Annotated in this window: 18 protein-coding genes; 8 read left to right on the forward strand and 10 right to left on the reverse strand. The window is 41.4% G+C overall.

The features are described 5' to 3' along the window. The first annotated feature begins 120 nt into the window (after positions 1–120). Positions 121–1,167 carry a calcium/proton exchanger gene (gene cax / locus CSV64_RS11975; RefSeq protein WP_233190457.1) on the forward strand — a complete coding sequence of 349 codons (1,047 nt, stop codon included), beginning with the start codon at positions 121–123 and terminating at the stop codon, positions 1,165–1,167. Positions 1,168–1,657: 490 nt separating this feature from the next. Here cax and nspC read toward each other — a convergent pair whose 3' ends face one another. The 6 genes from nspC to speD are packed head-to-tail and all read right to left on the reverse strand — an operon-like array spanning position 1,658 to position 8,011. Then, the gene (nspC, locus tag CSV64_RS11980; RefSeq protein ID WP_099634750.1) at positions 1,658–2,794 is read right to left on the reverse strand and encodes a carboxynorspermidine decarboxylase; all 1,137 of its coding nucleotides are present in this window, start codon (positions 2,792–2,794) and stop codon (positions 1,658–1,660) included. A gap of 10 nt (positions 2,795–2,804) precedes the next feature. After that, positions 2,805–4,004 carry a saccharopine dehydrogenase family protein gene (locus tag CSV64_RS11985; RefSeq protein WP_099634749.1) on the reverse strand — a complete coding sequence of 400 codons (1,200 nt, stop codon included), beginning with the start codon at positions 4,002–4,004 and terminating at the stop codon, positions 2,805–2,807. Positions 4,005–4,020: 16 nt separating this feature from the next. Next, a complete protein-coding gene (gene speB, locus CSV64_RS11990) occupies positions 4,021–4,881 on the reverse strand; it encodes an agmatinase (protein ID WP_099634748.1) in 861 nt (286 codons plus the stop codon). Continuing rightward, a complete protein-coding gene (gene speE / locus CSV64_RS11995) occupies positions 4,871–5,722 on the reverse strand; it encodes a polyamine aminopropyltransferase (RefSeq protein WP_099634747.1) in 852 nt (283 codons plus the stop codon). The genes speB and speE overlap by 11 nt, the downstream gene beginning before the upstream one ends. Then, on the reverse strand, positions 5,722–7,194 hold the full coding sequence (locus CSV64_RS12000; RefSeq protein WP_369823527.1) for an aminotransferase class I/II-fold pyridoxal phosphate-dependent enzyme: 1,473 nt from the start codon (positions 7,192–7,194) through the stop codon (positions 5,722–5,724). Before CSV64_RS12000 ends, speE begins: the two co-directional genes overlap by 1 nt. Next, the gene (gene speD / locus CSV64_RS12005) at positions 7,187–8,011 is read right to left on the reverse strand and encodes an adenosylmethionine decarboxylase (protein ID WP_099634745.1); all 825 of its coding nucleotides are present in this window, start codon (positions 8,009–8,011) and stop codon (positions 7,187–7,189) included. The genes CSV64_RS12000 and speD overlap by 8 nt, the downstream gene beginning before the upstream one ends. Before the next feature lie 385 nt (positions 8,012–8,396). Here speD and CSV64_RS12010 point away from each other — a divergent pair, with 385 nt between their 5' ends. Beyond that, a complete protein-coding gene (locus tag CSV64_RS12010; RefSeq protein WP_099634744.1) occupies positions 8,397–8,804 on the forward strand; it encodes a PaaI family thioesterase in 408 nt (135 codons plus the stop codon). Between the two features lie 88 nt (positions 8,805–8,892). Here the strand turns inward: CSV64_RS12010 and CSV64_RS12015 are convergent, their stop codons facing one another. Further along, positions 8,893–9,048, reverse strand: coding sequence for a DUF1540 domain-containing protein (locus CSV64_RS12015; RefSeq protein WP_099634743.1), 156 nt, complete (start codon positions 9,046–9,048; stop codon positions 8,893–8,895). A 95-nt stretch (positions 9,049–9,143) separates the two neighbouring features. Between CSV64_RS12015 and CSV64_RS12020 the strand changes: the two genes are divergently transcribed. Continuing rightward, the gene (locus CSV64_RS12020) at positions 9,144–10,460 is read left to right on the forward strand and encodes a cytochrome P450 (RefSeq protein ID WP_099634742.1); all 1,317 of its coding nucleotides are present in this window, start codon (positions 9,144–9,146) and stop codon (positions 10,458–10,460) included. 56 nt (positions 10,461–10,516) lie between these two features. Here CSV64_RS12020 and CSV64_RS12025 read toward each other — a convergent pair whose 3' ends face one another. From CSV64_RS12025 to CSV64_RS12035, 3 genes are all read right to left on the reverse strand, one after another. Continuing rightward, positions 10,517–12,250 (reverse strand): AAA family ATPase, encoded by a 1,734-nt coding sequence (locus CSV64_RS12025; RefSeq protein WP_099634741.1) that lies wholly within the window; start codon positions 12,248–12,250, stop codon positions 10,517–10,519. Between the two features lie 771 nt (positions 12,251–13,021). Further along, complete coding sequence (locus tag CSV64_RS12030) at positions 13,022–13,561, reverse strand: GDYXXLXY domain-containing protein (RefSeq protein ID WP_099634740.1); 540 nt, start codon at positions 13,559–13,561, stop codon at positions 13,022–13,024. Continuing rightward, complete coding sequence (locus CSV64_RS12035) at positions 13,554–14,633, reverse strand: DUF2157 domain-containing protein (protein WP_099634739.1); 1,080 nt, start codon at positions 14,631–14,633, stop codon at positions 13,554–13,556. The genes CSV64_RS12030 and CSV64_RS12035 overlap by 8 nt, the downstream gene beginning before the upstream one ends. A gap of 244 nt (positions 14,634–14,877) precedes the next feature. Here CSV64_RS12035 and efeO point away from each other — a divergent pair, with 244 nt between their 5' ends. The 5 genes from efeO to cysI all read left to right on the forward strand — a co-directional run bounded on the left by efeO (position 14,878) and on the right by cysI (position 22,726). After that, a complete protein-coding gene (efeO, locus tag CSV64_RS12040; protein WP_099634738.1) occupies positions 14,878–15,726 on the forward strand; it encodes an iron uptake system protein EfeO in 849 nt (282 codons plus the stop codon). Positions 15,727–15,730: 4 nt separating this feature from the next. Beyond that, on the forward strand, positions 15,731–17,008 hold the full coding sequence (efeB, locus tag CSV64_RS12045) for an iron uptake transporter deferrochelatase/peroxidase subunit (RefSeq protein WP_099634737.1): 1,278 nt from the start codon (positions 15,731–15,733) through the stop codon (positions 17,006–17,008). Next, a complete protein-coding gene (locus tag CSV64_RS12050; protein WP_233190455.1) occupies positions 16,983–18,731 on the forward strand; it encodes an FTR1 family iron permease in 1,749 nt (582 codons plus the stop codon). Before efeB ends, CSV64_RS12050 begins: the two co-directional genes overlap by 26 nt. A 432-nt stretch (positions 18,732–19,163) precedes the next feature. Then, on the forward strand, positions 19,164–20,978 hold the full coding sequence (locus tag CSV64_RS12055) for an assimilatory sulfite reductase (NADPH) flavoprotein subunit (protein WP_199168538.1): 1,815 nt from the start codon (positions 19,164–19,166) through the stop codon (positions 20,976–20,978). A 23-nt stretch (positions 20,979–21,001) separates the two neighbouring features. Continuing rightward, entirely contained in the window at positions 21,002–22,726 is a 1,725-nt protein-coding gene (gene cysI / locus CSV64_RS12060) for an assimilatory sulfite reductase (NADPH) hemoprotein subunit (RefSeq protein WP_099634735.1), read from the forward strand. Positions 22,727–22,782 lie beyond the last annotated feature (56 nt).

A 22,782-nucleotide genomic window follows, 5' to 3' on the forward strand; every position in this document is an offset into this window, starting at 1 on the left:
TTTACAAATGAGTTATTTAGTTAATTTTCATACCAGTGATCAACCATTTTTTAACCAGTTTATTTAGGCTAGAATAAGGGAAAGATTATAACAAATTGGATTTGAAAAGAGGTGGAGACACTGAATAAAGTATTTACTGGTATGGCGTTCACAGGGGTACCTTTAGTATTTATAGCATCATTCTTGAATTGGTCAGATTTATGGATGTTTGCGTTATGCTGTTACAGTATTATTGCTCTGGCTGCATTTATAGGAAGAGCTACAGAAAGTTTGGCAATTGTTAGTGGTCCACGAATTGGTGGTTTGTTAAATGCAACATTCGGTAACGCGGTAGAACTAATTATTTCTATATTTACACTGAAAGCCGGATTGATTGCCATCGTGCTGGCGTCGTTGACAGGTTCTGTTTTAGGAAACTTATTATTGGTTCTCGGACTATCGTTTTTTGCGGGTGGTCTAAAGCATAAAAGGCAGAACTTCAGTATTTATGATGCGCGATTCAACTCTGCATTACTAGTGTTTGCAATAGTTGTTGCATTCGTGATACCGGAAGTATTCTCGATGACGATGGATACAAAAACTGAACTGAATCTGAGTATTGGAATTTCGATCATACTTATTCTGATTTATTTAGCGGGCCTAGTATTTAAATTATTTACTCACCGTGGTGTATTCGGTTCGGAAAATCATGAGACGGATGAAGTACCAGAGTGGAGTAAGAAGAAAGCTATATTAGTATTAATGATTTCGACAGTAGCGGTCGCATTTGTTTCAGAGAAGCTAGTGCATACGTTTGGGACGTTAGGTGAGAAGTTTGGCTGGACGGAGCTGTTTATCGGTGTCATCATTGTTGCTATCGTTGGAAACGCGGCTGAGCATTCATCTGCGATCACGATGGCGATGAAAAATAAGATGGATATTTCAGTTGAAATCGCTATTGGTTCTACATTGCAAGTGGCGATGTTTGTAGCACCTGTTCTTGTATTGATTTCCTTGATGATGCCAACTGCGATGCCGCTCGTATTCACTTGGCCAGAGCTAATTGCCATGATTACAGCCACCTTGCTAGTCGTCAACATATGTCAAGATGGCGAGTCAAACTGGTTTGAAGGCCTCGTGCTGTTCTCAGCCTATCTAATTATGGGTATTGGATTCTTCTTACTGTGAGTGGTAAGTTTTAGGTTTAAGAGCGGAATAGAGGTAAGTAACGTTGGTTTATGATGTTCATGAGTGGAATGAAAAACTAATGTACTATTCTAACTTGAACTAGAATATAAAAAGTATCAGTGTGTTGATTGATAATTCTAATGAAACCTTAAACTATTATAGACTTTTACACATTACTTATTTGTATCAAAGTGTAAAAACCCGATTCGCATTTTTCAGCGAATCGGGTTTTTATGTCTTAAAAGAAATAGTCGAATGGAGTAAAGAAAATAATGTAAGTTTGATTAGTAGTTAGGAATTTGAACTCCACTTTCAAAATCAGAAATAGACACTAGTTGATCGGAGTGGAAGGCGGCGACTCGGGGAGGATCAGCCCGATCAGGTGAAACAACTAAAGGAGCACCGCGACTAGTTGGTTCACCGCGAGCCCTCCCGAACGCGTCCGCCTGGAACGCAGATCAACGTGCCCTCACATTCCCACTCACATATCTTAAGACAACCGCTGCCTAAAATCCTCATAACCAAATTGTTTTACGACATTGATTTCATTATCCAGCGTATGAAGAACGATGGACGGAAGATTAACCCCGTTAAACGTATTGTTCTTCACCATGGAATAATGCGCCATATCACAAAATACAAGTCGGTCACCCGGCTTCAACGGCTGATCGAAAGAATAATCCCCAATTACATCACCAGCCAAACAAGTTGCGCCGCCTAATCGATAAGTATGGGCTTTTTCATTTGCCGCACCAGCATCGATAATCTCTGGTCGATAAGGCATCTCCAGAACGTCTGGCATATGGCAAGAAGCCGATGTGTCGAGAATAGCAATGTCCATGCCATTATGCATCGTATCAAGTACTGTCGCCACGAGGAAACCTGTGTTGAGGGCGACAGCTTCACCTGGCTCTAGATAAACGTCGAGATTATATTTATCTTGCATGAAACGAATGCAACGAATCAATGTCTCGAGGTCGTAATCAGGACGAGTGATATGATGACCGCCACCGAAGTTGATCCATTTCATCTTCTGTAAATAATGACCGAACTCTTCATCTATGATTTGAATTGTCCGCCACAATGTATCGGAGTTTTGCTCGCACATCGTGTGGAAGTGCAGGCCGCTAATTCCATCAAGTTCATCGGGTTCAAAGTTTTCCAACGTAACACCGAATCGTGAATAGGTGAAGCAAGGGTTGTACATGTCCACATCAATCTCCGAGTACTCAGGATTGATCCGGATTCCGCATTCAATGGGCTTCTCCTGCTTCTGAACTCGATCTTTGAATTGCTTCCACTGCGCAAATGAATTGAATACTAAGTGATCAGAGTAACGAAGGATTTCCTCAAACTCGTCTTCATGGAAAGCAGGGGCATACGTGTGTACTTCTTTCCCCATCTCTTCATTGCCAAGACGCGCTTCAAATAGACCACTTGAAGTAACGCCATGCAAATACTGTCCGATTAATGGATAGACTTCAAACATTGAAAACCCTTTTTGCGCAAGTAAGATCTTGCATCCTGTTTGATCGATAACGGATTTCATTTTTTCTAAGTTAGTAATCAGCAGTTTTTCATCCACGACATAACTAGGTGATGGGACTGCTTGTACATCGAAGTTCACACTATTCACCTCAGTCTATCAAAGTTGGATTAAAATCTTCGTGCCAAGGTAAACCATACTCATTCAACGCTTCCATGAATGGATCTGGATCGAATTCTTCAATATTGAAGACACCTGGCTTTTTCCACTTGCCTGTTAACATCATCATGGCACCGATCATAGCTGGTACTCCTGTTGTATAGGAAATAGCTTGTGATCCCACTTCACGATAGCATTCTTGGTGATCACAAATATTGTAAACATAATACGTTTTTGGTTCGCCGTTTTTCGTACCTTGATAGATACAACCGATATTCGTTTTTCCTTTCGTACGTGGTCCAAGAGAAGCAGGGTCAGGTAGTATAGCTTTCAAGAATTGTAGTGGTACGATTTGCTGACCTTCGTAATCGATTGGTTCAATAGACGTCATACCTACATTTTCAAGTACACGCAAATGCGTCAAATACTTTTCGGAGAACGTCATCCAGAAACGAATTTTATTTACACCGGTAATATTTTTCGCCAATGATTCAAGTTCCTCATGGTATAGCAAGTAGACATCTTTTGGTCCGATTTCAGGTAAATCATAGACGCGTTTTACTTCGAGAGGTTCTGTTTCAATGAATTCTCCGTTTTCATAATAGCGTCCATTTGCTGTGATTTCGCGGATGTTGATTTCTGGATTAAAGTTAGTTGCGAATGGATAGCCGTGATCACCTGCGTTGGCATCGACAATATCAATCGTATGGATTTCATCGAAGTAATGCTTCAATGCGTAGGCGGAGAACACACCGGTTACACCAGGATCGAAACCGCTCCCAAGCAATGCGGTAATACCTGCTTCCTCAAATTTTTCTTTATAAGCCCACTGCCATTTATATTCGAATTTCGCTGTATCAAGCGGCTCGTAGTTAGCGGTATCTAGATAATCCACTTTTGTTTCAAGGCAGGCATCCATAATCGTCAAATCCTGATAAGGCAATGCGACATTAATGACGATATCCGGTTTGAATTCATTGATTAACGCGACTAGCTCAGGCACGTTGTCTGCATCTACTTGTGCTGTTTGGATTTTCGTCTGTCCACCATCCAGCTTTTCTTTCAACGCATCACATTTTGATTTCGTACGACTTGCGATACAGATTTCTTCAAATACATCTGGTACCTCACAACACTTATGCACGACAACACTAGCTACACCGCCAGCTCCAATAATTAATGCTTTTCCCATTAAAGACACCACCAAATTAGTTATTTTTATTTATAGCAATCGTTAATTCACGTAACACTTTACAAGCCACGGCAGTTGATGCGCCGCTTTGGTCGTAGATAGGAGACAGCTCGTTAATATCACAGGCAACGATATTCAAACCACTGACTGTCATAATCGCTTTTAGCAATTCAACAAAGCTCACGCCGCCCGCTTCCGGTGTACCGGTTCCAGGGAATACGGAAGGATCCAGTACGTCCAGATCAATCGTCAAATAGACGGGTTTACCTTGTAGTTTTTCAACCGTATCTTCAAGACCATCAAAATTAAATTTATTCATATAGACATGATGTTTTGCCGCCCATTCGAATTCTGGACGATCACCGGAACGAATGCCGTATTGGAATATTTTATTATCACCAAGCAAATCCCAGATTCTACGAATAACTGTAGCGTGAGATAGACGTTGATCTAAATACTCTTCGCGCAAGTCTGTATGTGCATCGAATTGGATGACATGTAAATCAGGGTGCATTTTCGCAACAGCGCGCACAGCGCCTAATGTCACTAAATGTTCGCCACCAATCATGCAAGAGATTTTTCCATCATTCAGAACAAGTGAAGTGAACTCTTCAATTTGCTCGAGAGCACGCTCTGTATTACCAAAACTTAATTCCAAATCACCGCCGTCGAATAATGAGTAATCCGTTAAATCAGCTTCCTGATAAGGACTGTATGTCTCGAGACCGAATGATTCGCTACGCATCACTTTACTGGCGAATCGCGTACCAGGACGGAAAGATGTTGTGGAATCAAAGGGGGCACCGAAAATTACGAATGAGGAAACCTCGTAATCTGCTTCGAAACCTAAAAATGTTTCTATATTTTTATTTAGCATGAATCAGTAACTCCTTAACATAATTTGGCAAGGCGAACGAGCCGACATGAAGTTTGGTATTGTAATATTTTGTTTGTAAACCAATTGCGTTCCATGCTTCAGCATCCAAATCTTCTATGGGGTCATATTCCTTGGAAGCAAATCCGAACAGCCAATGCCCTGAAGGATAGGTTGGAATATGCGCTTGATAGACTTTAGAAACGGGGAAGAACCCCATGATACTTTTATGTGCTCGCTGCATACCACGTGCGTCTTCAGCGTAGAAAGGACTTTCATGTTGATTCACAAGAATGCCTTGTTCATTCAACGCTTTATAGCAATTGCCATAAAACTCTTTCGTGAAGAGACCTTCACCCGGCCCGAATGGATCGGTGGAATCGACAATAATCAAGTCATAGGCGTTCTCTTGTTGACGGACGAATTTCAGGCCGTCCTCAAAATATAGCGTGACGCGCGGATCCGTTAGTTTTGCTGCCGTTTGCGGTAAAAACTTCTGGCATACATTCACAACCTCCTCATCAATTTCCACCATATCGATTTGTTTGATCGATGGATAACGCGTCAATTCGCGCACGGTGCCACCATCACCTGCACCAATAACTAACACTTTCTGTATGGACGGATTGGTAGCCATCGGCACGTGAACAATCATATCGTGATAAATGAATTCGTCCTTCTCCGTCACCATGACATATCCGTCTAGTGTCAAAATCTTACCGAACTCAGTCGTTTGGAAGACATCAATTTTCTGGAATTCACTTGTCGCGGAATATAAATGTTCTTCAACGCGAAAGGAAAAGCGGGTATGGGGTGAATGATCTTCGGTAAACCATAGATTCATTAGACGTCCTCCTTCACTACGTTAATATAATCAACATTTGAATCTTCGGTACCTGTCAGGAAACAACCTTTGTCCTTGCAGTAGTCGATATAGTCGATGATCTCATCGGTAATGCGTTCTCCTGGAGCTACAATCGGAATGCCTGGAGGGTAGCACATGACAAATTCACTTGCTACGTGACCTGAAGATTCAGTCAACGGAAGTAATTCTTTCTCCGCATAAAAGGCTTGTTGAGGTGACTGGACAATTTCTGGATTGATATACTCATGGTCGAATAATGAACTAGGGTCTTTTTTATAACGCCTATTGATTTCTGCTAAAGCTGCTACCAAACGTTCCAGATCAAGTGTCCGGTCACCGACAGAAATATAAGCTAGGATATTTGCCACGTCCCCGAACTCGATTTGAATATCGTATTCGTCGCGCAAAATATCATAGACTTCAATGCCAGCTAGACCTATTTTTCGCGTGTGGATGGATAATTTAGATTCATCGAAATCGTAGATGGTATCTCCGTTGATCAACTCTTTAGAATAAGCATAGTAGCCGCCAATTTTATTGACTTCATCACGCGTATACTGTGCCATCCTGATCACTTTATCGAAGATTTCTTGACCATGTAGCGCAAGATTTTTACGTGAAATATCCAATGACGACATCAATAAATATGAACCACTCGTTGTCTGCGTGAGGTTAATAATCTGTCGCGTATAGCCTTCACTTACTTCATTATTGATCAATAAAAATGAACTTTGCGTTAAAGACCCACCTGATTTATGCATACTGATAGAAGCCATATCCGCGCCGACGGACATAGCGGAAGCAGGCAATTTATCGTTGAAATAAAAATGTGTGCCATGTGCTTCATCCACTAATACGAGCATCCCGTGTGCGTGTGCTAAATCCGTAATGGCTTGCATATTGGAGCAGATACCATAATAAGTTGGATTATTGATAAGAATCGCTTTGGCATCAGGGTGTTCCACGATTGCCTTCTTTACTTCATCCACAGCCATACCAAGTGGAATGCCAAGCTCTTCTTGAACTCCAGGATTCACATAGATAGGAATAGCGCCGCTCAAGATCAAGGCATTAATTGCGCTACGATGAACATTTCGCGGCATGATGATTTTCTCACCTACTTTACAAGCGGTCATGACCATAGCTTGTACAGCAGAAGTTGTCCCATTTACAAGCAAGAAGGCGTGCTTCGCGCCAAAAGCGTCTGCCGCCAACTCTTCAGCCTCACGAATAACGGAAACGGGGTGACATAAATTATCAAGAGGTTTCATGGAATTCACGTCATGATGCAAGCAAGTTTCCCCAAGGAAATCTGCAAGTTCCTTATTGCCTCGACCGTGTTTATGTCCGGGAACATCAAAAGGAACGACACGTGCTTCTTGATATTGTTGCAATGCATCCATAATTGGAACGCGATGTTGTGATAATTTCAACGGTCTCTCCTCACTCATTTTCATAAACGTTAGAACCGCTGTAGATTTCAATCATCTCTTTGCGAAGATTATGAGAGATTTGAAGGCGTTCTTTTGGTGGTAATTCTGAAACGTCTTTGTTAAATAGGTAATCCTGTAAATCGATCTCTTTAATGAGTAATTTTGTATGGAAGATATTCGCCTGGTAAACATTCACATCGATTGCATCATACTTCTGTAATGTTTTCTCATCAATGAAGTCTTGGATGGATGTGATTGCATGATCCATAAATAGTTTTTTGCCGTCTACTGAACGTGTAAATCCACGCACGCGATAATCGGCAGTAATGATGTCCGAGTCAAAGCTTCCAATTAGGTAGTCAAGCGCGTTCAAAGGAGAAATCTCTCCACACGTTGACACATCTATATCTACACGAAACGTCGCAATAGAGTTATCCGGATGATACTCGGGATACGTATGAACCGTTACGTGACTTTTATCTAAATGACTGACGACGGAATCCTTATCTGGCAAGATGGGGATCGCACCTTGATTACAAGAAGGATCAATTTGTGATGCAGGGAATTTTTCCTCTGAAATCATTAACGTTACACTAGCACCTTGAGGGTCGTAATCTTGTTTACTGACATTCAAAACATGTGCACCAATCATTTCGGTGACATCGTAGAGAATTTTCGTTAAACGTTCTGAATTGTATTGCTCATCTATATAGGCGATATACTCACTCTGCTCTCTTCTACTTTTTGCATAGCTTACATCGTAAATGTTGAAGCTAAGAGTTTTGGTGAGGTTGTTAAAGCCGTAGAGCTTCAGCTTATTTTCCAACCGAAACATCCGTCCTTTCTATATAAAGTGTTTATAAATTAAGTTCACATAAAAAAGTCCCTCTCCAATCCACATGAAATAATACAAACATGACAGATTGGAGAGGGACCTTTACTCTGTTTCGCTTGTTGATATAACAATAGAGAGGATCTCTATTCCATTACATAACAGGTGATTGGATTGGCATAATGCTCGCAGGTACTCTTCCTAAATTAAAAAACTTATGAAATTAATCTCATTATAAAGGAAAGTGAATTAAAAATATATACTTTTTATTGAAAAGAATTAGAAAACATATATTTTAAAGTGTAAGGTAAAATGATTTGAATTGTCGTCAGTGCGTCTTTACGATATGGTATATAGAACAATTACTACATTTTCTGGAGGTAATGATATGAACGATACGACAGTGGAATACTTGGAACAAGTTCGACAAGATTTCGAGACAAGTCCTTTCTGGAAGTTTGCAGGTCTGCAAACCCAAAGATTAGAAGCTGGTCATGTGGAATTATATTTACCTTATCGTCAACACTATGATAATGTACGCGGAACTATTCACGGCGGTATGTATATGTCCGTTCTCGATACGACGATGGGAATGCTTTGTCGTTCGATGGGTGCAAATGATGTCATGACGATACAAATGACAACACAATTTCTGAAGCCGGTCGTTCAGGAAGCTGTTTATTCAAAAGCTGCCGTTATTAATAGAACACGTTCTACGGCTTTGGTTGAAGGAACACTCTTCAACGAGAAAGATGAATTAGTTGCCCATTGTACTGCTACATTCAAGTTGAAATGATAACCATGAACCGAGAAGCGTTACATAGGCGTCTAGCTTTACAATTAAAAAGCAGCCAAGCATAAAAGCTTGGCTGCTGCTCGGTGGATCATCCTTTTGGAATGAACGTACCACAATCTGTTTCGGCTGAGTCTTTTGCTTTTCTTCCTTTTCGTGAAATCACTTTGATTTCATCTGCTCCACACTGATTACCTGATTCCCAAAAATGACAGTTCGTTACTTCACATAATACGTCTTTTGCCAATTGACCCACCTCCTTTTTACTAGCATATCCAGAATCAATTCATACATACAGGAGATAGGGAAGTAATACATTATGATCACTTTGGAGGAGAATTCATGGTTATTGTACAAGATATTGCGACTCCACGTTTACAGAACTATTTGGAATTCGTGCGTGACCCGATTGCTTTTTTTACGCGAGTACAGCCGCTTGGTGATGTGATTTCATTGAAGACGGGTATTTCTCCGACGTTTGTTGTCAACAGTCCCGATGCTATTCGTGAAATCTTAATTCGTCAAGACCAATCATTTATTAAAGGACGGACAACGACTGTGTTGCGAAGAACAGTGGGGGAAGGTCTGCTGACGACAGAAGGAGAGCGACATGCGACGCAGAAGAAATATATTCAGCCGGCGTTTTATAAAGATGTACTGGAGCGCTATGCCTATGCCATCGTAGATGAAACCGAGAAGCTAGTCGGACGTCTTGAGCATGAAGAGGAACTAGATATACATACTGTTATGATGCGATTGACATTGTCGATCATTACACGAACGATGTTTTCGACAGATGTCTCGTCAGAAGAGAAAGAGCTAGCGGATGCTGTCACGACAACGATTGAGCAAAGTGTCAAAATTTTATTCAGTCCTGTAATGATACCGGCTTCTGTTCCAACTAAAGCCAACTTAAAACATAAAGAAGCAATACAGACATTAGAAGCCATGATTGACGAAGTGTTAGTGGCAGCGAAAGAGCATCCTGAATGGTTCGAAGATTCGTTGCTTGGCATGATGATGGCGGTGACAGATGAGGCGGGAAACGGATTGCCCGACAAAGAAGTACGCGATCAGATGATGACGATGTTGTTAGCCGGGCATGAAACAACAGCAAACTTATTAGGTTGGTTATTTGCTGAAATTGCAGGGCATCCTAAAGTGGAGAAGCGTCTGTTAGAAGAACTAAATACAGCCGACTTGGTAGGTAACCCATTTAATTGGATGCGAGAATTACCGTACACACAGCAAATTATTGAGGAAGGCTTGCGTCTTTATCCTCCTGCCTGGCTAATCTATCGTGAACTTGACGAAGCTGTTGAGATGTTCGGAAGATCTTTCAAAAAGGGAAGTACGTTTATGATTTGTCCGTATGCGGTTCACCGAAATGAAAAAGTGTTTCCCGATCCGAGTGCATTTGACCCAGATCGGTTTGCGGTAGGTAATAAGTATGCGCCATTTAGTTATTTTCCATTCGGTGGCGGCTCACGCAGTTGCATCGGTTCGCGATTTGCGCTGCTCGAAGCGACACTCATCCTGTCAGTGCTGTATAAGAAGTTTTTATTCCATAATGTTCGATCCAATCCGCCCGTTCCGGAACCGTTAATTTCATTGCGGATCAAAGATGGCTGGCCGATGAAGGTAGAGAAGCGCATATAACCGACGCAAAACAAAAAGAAACAGCGATCATCCTATTGATGATCGCTGTTTTGTTATCAGATAAACACTACCGCATCTTTAGGAGTCGGTAACTCGACGATGCGTTGTACTTCGTCACCTTCAAGCGTTTCTTCTTTATATAGTGCATTGACCAACTCTTCAAATTGATACGCATGTTCTTTAATGAGTGTTTCCGTCTTTTTTGCGGCTTGATTAAATAGCATTTGCATTTTTTCTTCTCGCTCAGCTTTATTGAAAATAAAAAAAAATCCTTCCTGGAACAATCCAGTGTTCACCATACGCTCAAGAATATCTTTGGCCTGTTCCACGTCGCCTCCAACCCCAATACTGTGCTCACCCAAATAAAGACGCTCTGCAATACCACCCGCTAGGATCATACTGACTTGATCAAGCAATTCGCTAGCTGTAGATAAATGTAATTCTTTTTGAATAGGGGCTACATAACCAAGTGCTTGACCCCGTGGAATGATCGTTGCTTTTCTCACAGAACCTGGCTTTGTAAGAGCGGCGATGATGGCGTGACCGGATTCGTGAATGGCTACACGGCGCTTCGTTTCTTGGTCGCTTAACGTGCGCGCTGTATTTCCGAGGATTGTACGGTCAATTGCAAAATCCAAATCGTGTTTCTCAATTAGTTTCCGACCTTCGCGCATAGCGCGGCGGCTAGCTGTTTCGAACAAACTGCTAATTTCTGCACCAGAAAATCCGGTAGTACTGTCTGCAAGTGTATCAAGAGATGCTGCTACATTAGATGCCAATGTTTTGCCGTTGGTATGGATATCAATAATTTCGCGACGACCTTTTGTATCTGGCAATTGAACGTTAAAAGTAAAGTCGATACGTCCAGGACGCAAGAATGCATCATCCAGCATATCTTTTCGATTTGTTGCCGCGATGAATAAAACACCATTATTATCATTTCCACCATCAAGTTGAACTAGCAATTCGGTTAACGTCTTTTCAGATTCTTCTCCACCATGTTCTTTTCTTTTTCCGGCCAATGCATCTACTTCATCTATAAAGATAACTGCAGGGCGTTGCTTGCGAGCGTTTTCAAAAAGTGTACGAATGCGTGAGGCACCAACGCCTACAAATAACTCTGTAAAAGCTGCACCGCTAGAAGAATAAAAAGTAGCCCCTATTTCTTTTGCGATAGCCTGGGCTAGTAATGTTTTACCAGTTCCCGGAGGTCCATACAGTAAAATACCTTGAGGCAATGCAATGCCCATTTCTTTCGCAGCTTCAGGATTTTTGAATACTTCCAATGTCTGGAGAATTTCATCTTTCATTTCTTCGGGGATTCCGCCGATGTCATCCATTGTAATATCTGGAAGCGGAGTCGCTTTTGATGCCTGATGTTTCATAGCTGACGGGCCAATATTGAGTTTGCCTTTTTTGTGAAGAATGAAAAGCGTCAATAGAGCTACCAATACAAGCCCACCAAAAATCCAACCACCCGCAGAACTTGCTGCTTTATATTGATAAGACACATTATATTTCTGTACCAAGTCATCCACTAACGTACTTTGTGGACGCACCATCGTGCTGTATGTTGTGTGATCTATAGTGATCGATAACTTACCTTTGGCCGTTTCGTTTAATAAGACACTAGCACCTGATTGGTCAGCAATCAGTTTTTCCATCTGGGCAAAGGAAACTTCTTTTCCTCCAGTGGATTGTAAATAGTTCCAAGTGACACCTGCAGCGATCGCCGTGACAAAGAGGGCTACGACTAAAATCTTTGATGCTAATTTCGAAATAGGCTTCAAGGTCAGCTCCAGCTCCTTTAGTTGATTACCTAAATTATACGTAGTAATAGTAGTTTTGAACAGTGTATAAACTGAATAAATAGTTACAAATTCAAGGCGTTGTGAGGAAATACCTAAACAGGAGGTGGTGGGCGTTGCACTTTTGGTTGTGGTCGTTGCTCGACTGGTTGTTGTTTACTGAAGTTGGTGAGTGTCTGCTTTCTGGACTCGCGCAGGCACGTGGGGGATTGCCTCCAGCCAGGAGCCAGCTGGCAAAGTGACGCCAGTTGTCTCCTGGCCACGGCCTACCCCGCAGTTGTGCCTGCGCTACTGAGTGGTATTTACTTTGGTTGTGGTTCTTATAGGGAGAAGATTAGTGACATTGTGATAGCTAGTATGTATTTCTAGAAAAAGAAGTGTAGGAACTGCCATTCACACTATCCAACGAAGGCGCCTGCTGTGGTAGGCGCAGCGAGGAGACAAAGACAGGCGAACTTCCTGTCTATGGCTCCTCGCGAAAGCCATCCACCAGCGCCGAAGTGAGGACAATGAACTTGCCACTTACATAGACAGCTAAACCACAACCTCCTGGATGAATAGGTAAAAGAAAAGTACGTGCAAGAACCGCAACCCATTGCCGCTTATTACGCAAAATTAACAGAAACGTAATCCGACAGGACTTCAACGAGTAGTCCTGTACAAAACAATACAAACCCCAAAAAAGAAACCATTACTAGAAATCGTGTATCCCACGACTCCCAGCAACGGCTTCCACTATTCCAACAAAGTGACTTATTTAGGTCTTACATCTTCTAACACAGCAAAACCATCACGAATTTTTATATCTGCGAGCAATTGACCTTTGCGTGATAAATCTTCCAACTGCATGCCGGTATTTTCAGCTACATAGAAACGATCAGGAAGGAAATTTGCGAAATACATTTGAGTTTCATCGCTAGCATGTTCACCGTAGTAGTACATATCTCCTTTTAAAAACAACCCATCGCTTGGTTTCTTATGTGTAACTGTCTTCAACCCGTATAAATCTCCTTTTTCTTGTTCTAACACCGCATACACTGTCAGCTTTCCAGTATCATGTTTGGAGAATTCTTTAATAAGCGCTGGGTCAAGATCTTCTTTCGAGAATTCTTCAATAGCGAACTGAAGACTGACATAATCACCATAAAGAATATCACGTGGATCAACAGGTACTGTTTCTAGTGTGATAGTTTTCCCTGTATTCACTGTGTATAAAGGCTTCCAAGTCATGGCTAATAAAAGAATGATTGGGACGATTAAGGCTACAAGAAATAGATTCCGTTTATTATTCATGACGTTTCACCGTCTCTCGTCGTGATTTTTCAAACCAGAATCCAAAACCAATCAACAGCAAACCGCCTATGATGAAAAATAATGATTTTGGCATGAAATCATATGAGATATCCGTGTAATAGCGGTAGATTAACGCACATGTGATCAAAATAGCTGGTAAACTGTCGTTCTTTAGAAGATAAATCAATAAGATAACGAATATTACAGTGAAGATGTAAGGTGCAGAATCGCCAAATCGTAAATTATCCCATATGAATGGGAAAGTCAGCATAATACCCGTGATGCCAAATAATATGGAACCCGTCCAAGAAGATTCTGTATGATAATGTTTGAAAGGTGCGAGTGCAAGAAGAATACCTAATGCAAAGACAATCAATACAGAAATCCATTCATCCACATGGAAGAACTCTAGCATATTGACGATAAAAGCCGCACTAAGCAAAACATTCATGACGAACAATGAACTCTTTCTTCCAAATCGCTTTTCATTCATCCAAAATAGTAAAGGAATTAATAGAAGTAACCAAAAAGGACCGAAACTTCCAAATTCATAAGCTGAGAAAGTACTGAAGCTATAGATAATAAAAAATACACTAGCGAATACTGCGAGCAATTGGTCTTTTAGATAGTAGGCTAGTGGCAGGATTCCGATACCCCATAATAGAAAATCAGTATACACTGCATGTTGTAAATGAAAGCTTTGACCAATTAAGAATATCCCTGCTCCAAAAATAGCAGCCCCAATATAATACATACTGCGAGATGTTCGTTCATAATTTCCTTCAAGCTTATATCCTGCAAAGTACGCCAAGATCATGCCGACAATAATTAATCCAAACTTAAAGAATGGCGTTAATCCAGCCCAGTTACCTGCGATAAAACTCAGTATTCCGATCCCCACTAATATAGCTCCGAAAGCTAGCAAGATTCTCACGAAATTAGTTCCGCCTTTAGATTCATATAGCGAGAGCATTTCGTTGGCATCTGCTTCTTTCATTTTGCCTTGCTGTTGTAGAAAAGAAAACTCTTGTTGCAAGAAATTGAATTGTTGCTTACTGACTTTTCTTTTCACACTGATTCCCTCCCTTCATACTAATTACTAAGTAGACGAATCAACCTATTATATGTTACGAAATATTAGGAATGAAAAGAACTTTACAGAAAGTATCTAGTTAAATATAGTATCTCGTATATTTTCTAAAAACACAATAAATACTAGGAAAATACATATATATCCTTTAATTCCCTATTGACATAGTTTTGAGAACGATTATCATTGATAATATAAAACTATACAATGGGAAGTAGGAAAAAATATGAACAAAACACTCGTAACAGCCTTTGCTTTAACAACAGGAATTTTACTATCAGGTTGTGGAACAGCTGAAGAGACTACTGAAAAGGCACCGGCAGCGACTGAAGAAGTAGACCTAACTACTGAAACAGAAGCATATAAAGAGTTTGCGCTTGAACAAATGGATGAATTCGTGATGGACACTGAAAAATTCGTTACCGCTGTTAAAGCGGGAGATATAGAAGGAGCAAAGGAAATCTATCCTATCGCTAGAATGTATTTTGAACGCTCTGAACCGATTGCAGAAAGCTTTGGAGATTTAGATCCACGCATCGATGCACGACTTGCAGATGTTCAAGAAGAGGGAGAAGGAGAAGAAGACTGGTCTGGTTATCATAAAATTGAATACGGCCTGTGGGTGGAAAATACAACTGATGGATACGCGGAGATTGCGGATCAATTGCTTAAAGATGCAAAAGAACTGCGGGCACGTGTAGAAACTGTTGAAGTATCACCCGATTTGATGATCACAGGGGCAGTTGATTTATTGAATGAAGTCTCTACTTCTAAAATTACTGGTGAAGAAGAAATTTATTCTCACACTGATCTATATGACTTCAAGGCAAATATTGAAGGTGCGGAAAAAATATTTGAAATCTTAAAAGATAAGATGGCAGCAAAAGATCAGCAATTAGTCGAAGAACTCGAAACTAAATTCCAAACGATTAATAGTCTACTTGCCGAATATGAAGATGGCAATGGCGGCTATATATCCTATGAAGAATTAACGAAAGAAGATACAAAATCGCTATCAGAAGCAGTAAATCAACTAGGTGAACCATTAAGTATGATGGGCATCGTAACGGAGTGATACTATGACGGACCAAACTGAAGAAAAATTCTATGATAAGAAAATTTCGCGTCGTCAAATGCTGAAGTACACAGGAGCAGGTGCAGCTGGTGTAGCAATCGGTGCGTCCGGCCTTGGCAGTGTTCTTAAAGTATTCGGAATGGTAGAGGAGGAAGATAATCCCCGCTCAAAAAATAAGATCACTTTCTATGGAAAGCACCAATCTGGAATCGCGACTGAATGTCAAAGTTACGTATATTTTGCTTCGTTGAATGTCTTGGTGAATTCACAACAAGAATTGATGGATCTATTTCAAATGTGGACTCCCATTTCTGTACGCATGATGAATGGCGAACAGATTGATGGTCAGACTTCCAATATGCTTATTCCAGCAAAAGACACAGGAGAAGCGGTCGGGTTGGATGCTTCGAATTTAACGCTGACGTTTGGTGTCGGGCCGTCATTATTTGAAAAAGAGTCTTTAGGTTTAGCATCAAAAAAGCCTGCCGAACTGAAAGATTTGCCACACTTCCCGAAAGATCAGCTAGATCCGGCTTATACAGGTGGAGATATTTGTATTCAAGCATGTGCAGATGATCCACAAGTTGCGTTTCACGCGGTTCGAAACTTAGTGCGCGCAGCATCAGGAAAAGTATCATTAAAATGGACACAGGCAGGATTTAATTCCTATCCAATGAAGGGTAAGAAAAAAGAGACTCCAAGAAATTTATTTGCGTTTAAAGATGGTTCAGTCAATCCTAATGGATCAAAAGAAGCCGAGATGAATGAAGTTGCTTGGATCGATGCGGGTCGATCAAAAGGTTGGATGACCAATGGTACGTATATGGCTGTCCGTCGAGTTCAAATGCATTTGGAAACATGGGATAGAACAGCACTGCAGGAACAAGAAGCCACATTTGGCCGCCATCGTGATACGGGAGCGCCGATAGGTAAGGAAAAAGAGATGGACGAAGTAGATTTAGATGAAAAAGATGCAAACGGTGAGTATGTGATCTCGGAAGCTTCCCATGTGCGTTTGGCTAAGAAATCCAAACAGAAGATTTACCGTCGTTCATTCTCCTATAGTTCGGGCGTTATGGATTCGACAGGTACATTTGATGCAGGGTTATTGTTCATCTCATTCCAAAAAGATCCCAAACAATTTATTGCAATCCAAAACAGTTTTGGTCGTGAAGATAAATTAAATGAATATATTACTCATCGCGGCAGCGCGTTATTCGCTTGCTTCCCTGGAGTTCAAAAGGGAGGCTTTATCGGTGACACACTCTTCTCGATTATATAAATGGATTGCGGTTTTGCTAATCGTTATATTACTGCCAATCCGTCCAGCATTTGCTGACACAAAAACTAATTATAGTGAACTCTATATTTCCATCAGCGATTCGATTATGCAAACAAAAAAAGCAAATGATGCAGAAGCACTAGCATCCTTACAAGAATTCGAAATGATTTGGCAACAACAGAATCTAGAGAGTTCGAATTTCACAAAAGACATCGATCAAACATTAAAACAAGCATTGCAGGCAGACTCGCAAACACGCGGTGAGCTATTAAGTTCATTATCTAAAGCCTTACATGAATTAGAAAAGTCGGAAAATCCAGTGGACGAACTAGCAGAACGCGAGAAATTCGGTCAATTGATGGAACCGGTTCTGACGGAATTAGACGAAGCTATCGAGTTGGGTTCGTTAGAAGAAATTGAACAAGCAAATCAGCAATTTATTTCTACCTGGACACGTAATGAACGTCCGGTGCGTGAGCAAAGTATTTCAGCGTATGGTGCAATTGAAACGAGTATGGCATTCATGCGAATCACATTGGCGGAAGAAGAACCTGATCTTGAAATATTGAAGACACAGTTTGATGATTTAACTGTCAAGGTAGACCAGTTCGTCAGTGGTACGTTGAAAGAGACAGCAAATGAAGACTATTCTTTGACAACCTTGACGGCATTGTTAGATGAAAGCTCAGATTCCCTACAAAGTGGAAAGCTTAATGACACAAAGAAGTCATTGCGCGACTTCATTCAGATTTGGCCAAATGTGGAAGGGGAAGTGCGTACGAAAAACGCCTCTCTTTATACGGAGCTAGAAAATGAATTGCCATTGATGATTGGTCAGTTGTCCAATAGCGGCTATGATCTTGAAATGGCCGAACGTCAGCTACAAAACTTCAAACAGCAAATTGCCTTACTACAAACAAATGACAGCTTCAGCTTTTGGGATTCTGCGCTGATCCTATTGCGTGAAGGTCTTGAAGCTTTGTTGATCATTATGGCATTATTAACTTTCTTAACTAATGCTAATCAACAAGCTATGCGTAAATGGGTCTATATTGGAGCGGGGGCTGGCATGGCACTTAGTATCGTGGTTGCGATTATGATGTCCACAGTATTACAATCTGTCACGATAGGCAATGATCGTGAAATGATGGAAGGTTATGTGGGACTCGTGGCTGCTGCATTGATGATAGGTGTTGGTATTTGGATGCACCAAAAATCCAACGTCGCCTCGTGGAATCGTTATATATCTAAGCAAATGGGTCAAGCAATCTCAAAAGGAAGTGTACTCGCCATGGCATCGGTCAGCTTCCTTTCTGTATTTAGAGAAGGTGCGGAAACGATTGTCTTCTATGCAGGGATTGCTCCGAAGATGTCCACGGTGGAATTTGTGATAGGTATATTGCTAGCAGTTTTCATATTGGCGATCGTGGCGGCCATCTTTATGAAACTCAGTCATCGTGTTCCAATTCACCGCTTCTTTGCAGTGGCAACGATATTGATTTATGTGCTAGCTTTCAAGATTATTGGCGTCAGTCTTCATACATTGCAGTTGACGAACGTGATCAACACAACGGTACAACCTCGCTTGCCGATTATTGACTTCATTGGTTTTTATCCGACTAATGAAACGATCATGGCGCAACTTGGTTTACTAATCATTATTCTAGTAACTGTCTGGATTCGAAAAGCAGGCAACCGTTCCAAAACACAACTTTCGAATTAACTACACAAGGATGTCCCAGAAACTCGGGGCATCTTTTTTTGCATTATTAAGTTTAAAGCCGATTACAAACTTGGCTTCAATTCAAAATACAGAGTGACATCTACTTGCTATATAACGGATTGATGCGTAGGGGGGCGACTCCCGATGGATTAGCGCTGGCCTTGAGAACCCACAGCAAGCGAAGCTGACGAGTAGGCTCAAGGTCGCGCCCATGGGAAAGCGTCCCTCCGAAGCGCAAATCCCCACCCCAACAAAAATTCCAACTACCCTATTTCTACAAAGTTTACTTTACTATATTAAATGCCTACTTGACTAATAGGATTAATCATAATACAATGAAATCATCTTAAAAATAGTTGTCAGTCTAGTCAGATTTTCTGCAACATTAAGCGATTATAAAAAATACAATAAGAGGTTGCGAGGGTGATGAATATGGCGTTACAAGTATCGAACAGTCCTTTTAGTGAAGAACAAGTAGAATTGCTCAATCGTTTATTGCCGAACATTACAGAAACACAGCAAAGTTGGCTAAGTGGTTATTTAACAGCTATCTGCTCAGCTTCAGTACCATCGGGTGGCGTCGCTGTATTAGAGCGTCCCGCTATCGAAGTTCCGACGGCAGTAAAAGAAATAACTATACTTTATGGCTCCCAAACAGGCAACGGGCAGGGAATCGCAGAACAAGCGGCAGCTAAGTTAAAAGAGAAATCTTTTGATGTGACAATACAGTCTATGAATGATTTCAAACCCAATAACCTGAAGAAAATTGAAAATCTATTGCTTGTCATCAGTACACATGGAGAAGGAGATCCACCTGATACAGCCTTACCATTTTTTGAATTCTTGCATGGAAAACGTGCCCCGAAACTAGATCATCTTCATTATTCAGTATTGGCACTTGGCGATAGCTCATACGAATTCTTCTGTAAGACGGGCGCTGATTTCGATCAGAAACTATCCGACCTTGGCGCTGTTTCGTTAGCACCACGTGTAGATTGTGATTTGGATTATGATGAGCCGGCAGCACAGTGGCTAGCGGCGGTGGAAGTTTCATTAGAAATCCAAACGGGTGGTCAATCGGCTGCAGCTAGTGTGGAAATTGAAACTACATCTTCTACTCAGTATTCACGCACGAATCCGTTTAAAGCGGAAGTACTTGAAAATATTAACCTAAACGGCCGAGGTTCTAATAAAGAGACGCGTCATGTGGAGATTTCATTAGAAGGCTCTGGACTGACATATGAACCGGGCGATAGTGTAGGGATTTTTCCAACGAATAATCCCGACTTAATCGATGAGATTATTCAACTAGGGAATTGGAATGCAGAAGAAACCGTCGAAATTAACTCACAAGGTGAACGCCGTGCTTTACGCATTGCTTTACTGAATCACTTAGAGATTACTGTAGTAACTAAACCGTTACTTGAAAAACTATCTAATTACTCTGAGTCAGAAGAGTTGAAGCGAATTATAAAAAAAGAACATGCAGAAGAACTTCGTGCGTATGTCGATGGACGCGATTTACTAGATGCATTAAAGGACTTCGGACCAGTAGAAGCTTCAGAACAACAGCTGGTGGGGATACTTCGTAAATTGCCAGCGAGATTATATTCAATTGCAAGTAGTCTAGAAGCGAATCCTGAAGAAGTGCATCTGACAATTGGTGTTGTTCGTTACGAAGCGCATGGTCGCGACAGACAAGGCGTTTGCTCTATTCAATGTGCAGAAAACCTTGAGCCTGGAGAGACATTACCAATCTATATCCATAAAAATGATAATTTCCGTTTACCTGCTAATTCCGAAACACCGATCATCATGATAGGGCCAGGAACGGGTATCGCGCCATTCCGTTCATTTATTGAAGAACGTAGTGAAACAGGAGCAGAAGGAAAGTCTTGGTTGTTCTTTGGGGATCAGCATTATGTGACAGATTTCTATTATCAGACAGAATGGCAAAATTACGTGAAGGATGGTGCATTAACACGCCTGGATGTAGCATTTTCACGTGACACGGATGAAAAAGTATATGTACAGCATCGTATGAAGCAAGCAAGTCAAGAACTGTACCAATGGATTGAAGAAGGTGCAGTGATTTATGTGTGTGGTGATGAACAGAACATGGCAAAAGACGTCCATGCGACGTTATTAGAAATCCTTCAACAAGAAGGCGGCAAATCACTTGAAGAAGCTGAAGCATTCATTACACAGTTAGTTCAAGAAAAGCGCTATCAGAGAGATGTCTATTAAGTAATTTGAAGGGGAGTGGGAGCATGTCTTCAACAACAAAACCGATCCATATACAAGATGGAGCACCGAGTGATGTAGAAGAAATTAAAATTGAAAGTGATTACTTGCGTGGAAACCTCATCGAAACGATGAATGATTCCATCAGTTCAGGAATTCCAGATGATGATAACCGTCTAATGAAATTCCACGGAAGTTATTTGCAGGATGACCGAGATCTACGGGTAGAGCGTCAGCGTCAAAAGTTAGAGCCGGCCTATCAATTCATGATCCGCGTGCGTACACCAGCTGGCTTCGCTACGCCAAAGCAATGGCTGGTTATGGATGAACTGGCACATAAATATGGTAACGGTACATTGAAGTTAACGACACGCCAAGCATTCCAGATGCACGGAATTTTGAAATGGAATATGAAAAAGAATATTCAGGAAATGAATGACGCGTTACTGGATTCTATTGCGGCTTGTGGTGACGTCAACCGAAACGTCATGTGCAGCCCGAACCCAAATCAATCGTCAGTTCACGCAGAAATATATGAGTGGTCGAAGCGATTAAGCTTGGACTTATTGCCACAAACAACGGCTTATCATGAAATTTGGTTGGATGAGGAAAAGGTTGTGGATACTGCAGGGGAAGAAGTAGAGCCAATCTACGGCGCGACGTATTTGCCTAGAAAGTTCAAGATTGGAATTGCGGTACCTCCAATGAATGATATTGATGTATTTTCTCAAGACATTGGGTTGATTGCGATAGTCGAAGACGAAAAACTAGTCGGCTTCAACGTTGCTGTAGGTGGCGGTATGGGGATGGCGCATGGAGATGAGCAGACGTACCCTCAGTTAGGTCGTTTGATTGGATTCGTACCTGCAGATCAAGTAGTAGAAGTAGCGAAGCATTTAATGATGATCCAACGTGATAACGGAAATCGTTCTGTACGAAAGTATGCACGATTCAAGTACACGATTGATTCTCGCGGACTTGATTGGTTAATTGGAGAGCTTCATAATCGTCTAGGTTGGGAATTGGAAGAGACGCGCCCTTATCACTTTGATCATAATGGTGACCGCTATGGATGGGTGCCAGCAGAAAATACAAGCTGGAATTATACGTTCTTCATTGAAAACGGTCGTGTGCGTGATACCGAAAACTATAAACTGATGACTGCTCTTCGTGAAATTGCAGAGATCCATACAGGTGATTTCCGTCTGAGTCCGAATCAAAACTTAGTTCTAGGCGATGTAGCTGATTCAAATAAGAAGAATATAGAAGAGATTATTGCGAAGTATGGTTTGGAGTCTCCAGCTGAGCAGTCGGCATTACGTAGAAACTCCATGGCATGTGTATCGCTGCCGACATGTGGTTTGGCAATGGCAGAGGCAGAACGTTATTTACCTTCATTGATCACAAAAATCGAGGGCTTGCTAGATGAAGCTGGACTTGGCGATGAAGAGATCGTGACGCGTATGACAGGATGCCCGAATGGATGTGCACGTCCAGCGATAGCGGAACTAGGCTTTATCGGTAAGGGACCAGGCAAGTATAATATGTACTTAGGTGGCGGCTTTACGGGGCAACGCTTAAGCAAGATTTACCGTGAAAATATTGGAGAAGAAGAGATATTAAGTGAGTTAGGACCTATATTGAAACGTTATGCGAAAGAACGCGATGACGGTGAACACTTCGGGGACTTTGTAATCCGTGCTGGAATTGTTGCAGAAACTACGGATGGAACGAATTTTCATAAGGTATAAGTCGATAAGTAGGGCAGCTAAAGTAAAATCTAGCTGTCCTTTTTGAATTGTAGTAT

It is taken from the genome of Sporosarcina sp. P32b (assembly GCF_002743335.1).
Lineage (GTDB): Bacteria > Bacillota > Bacilli > Bacillales_A > Planococcaceae > Sporosarcina.

Coding starts and splice junctions, on each gene's coding strand:
- speB (WP_099634748.1), bottom strand. CDS start 4,881: ATGCTAAATAAAAATATAGAAACATTTTTAGGTTTCGAAGCAGATTAC.
- speD (WP_099634745.1), bottom strand. CDS start 8,011: ATGTTTCGGTTGGAAAATAAGCTGAAGCTCTACGGCTTTAACAACCTC.
- CSV64_RS12010 (WP_099634744.1), top strand. CDS start 8,397: ATGAACGATACGACAGTGGAATACTTGGAACAAGTTCGACAAGATTTC.
- CSV64_RS12020 (WP_099634742.1), top strand. CDS start 9,144: ATGGTTATTGTACAAGATATTGCGACTCCACGTTTACAGAACTATTTG.
- CSV64_RS11985 (WP_099634749.1), bottom strand. CDS start 4,004: ATGGGAAAAGCATTAATTATTGGAGCTGGCGGTGTAGCTAGTGTTGTC.
- CSV64_RS12055 (WP_199168538.1), top strand. CDS start 19,164: ATGGCGTTACAAGTATCGAACAGTCCTTTTAGTGAAGAACAAGTAGAA.
- CSV64_RS12030 (WP_099634740.1), bottom strand. CDS start 13,561: ATGAATAATAAACGGAATCTATTTCTTGTAGCCTTAATCGTCCCAATC.
- CSV64_RS12000 (WP_369823527.1), bottom strand. CDS start 7,194: ATGAGTGAGGAGAGACCGTTGAAATTATCACAACATCGCGTTCCAATT.
- efeB (WP_099634737.1), top strand. CDS start 15,731: ATGACGGACCAAACTGAAGAAAAATTCTATGATAAGAAAATTTCGCGT.
- efeO (WP_099634738.1), top strand. CDS start 14,878: ATGAACAAAACACTCGTAACAGCCTTTGCTTTAACAACAGGAATTTTA.
- speE (WP_099634747.1), bottom strand. CDS start 5,722: ATGAATCTATGGTTTACCGAAGATCATTCACCCCATACCCGCTTTTCC.
- cysI (WP_099634735.1), top strand. CDS start 21,002: ATGTCTTCAACAACAAAACCGATCCATATACAAGATGGAGCACCGAGT.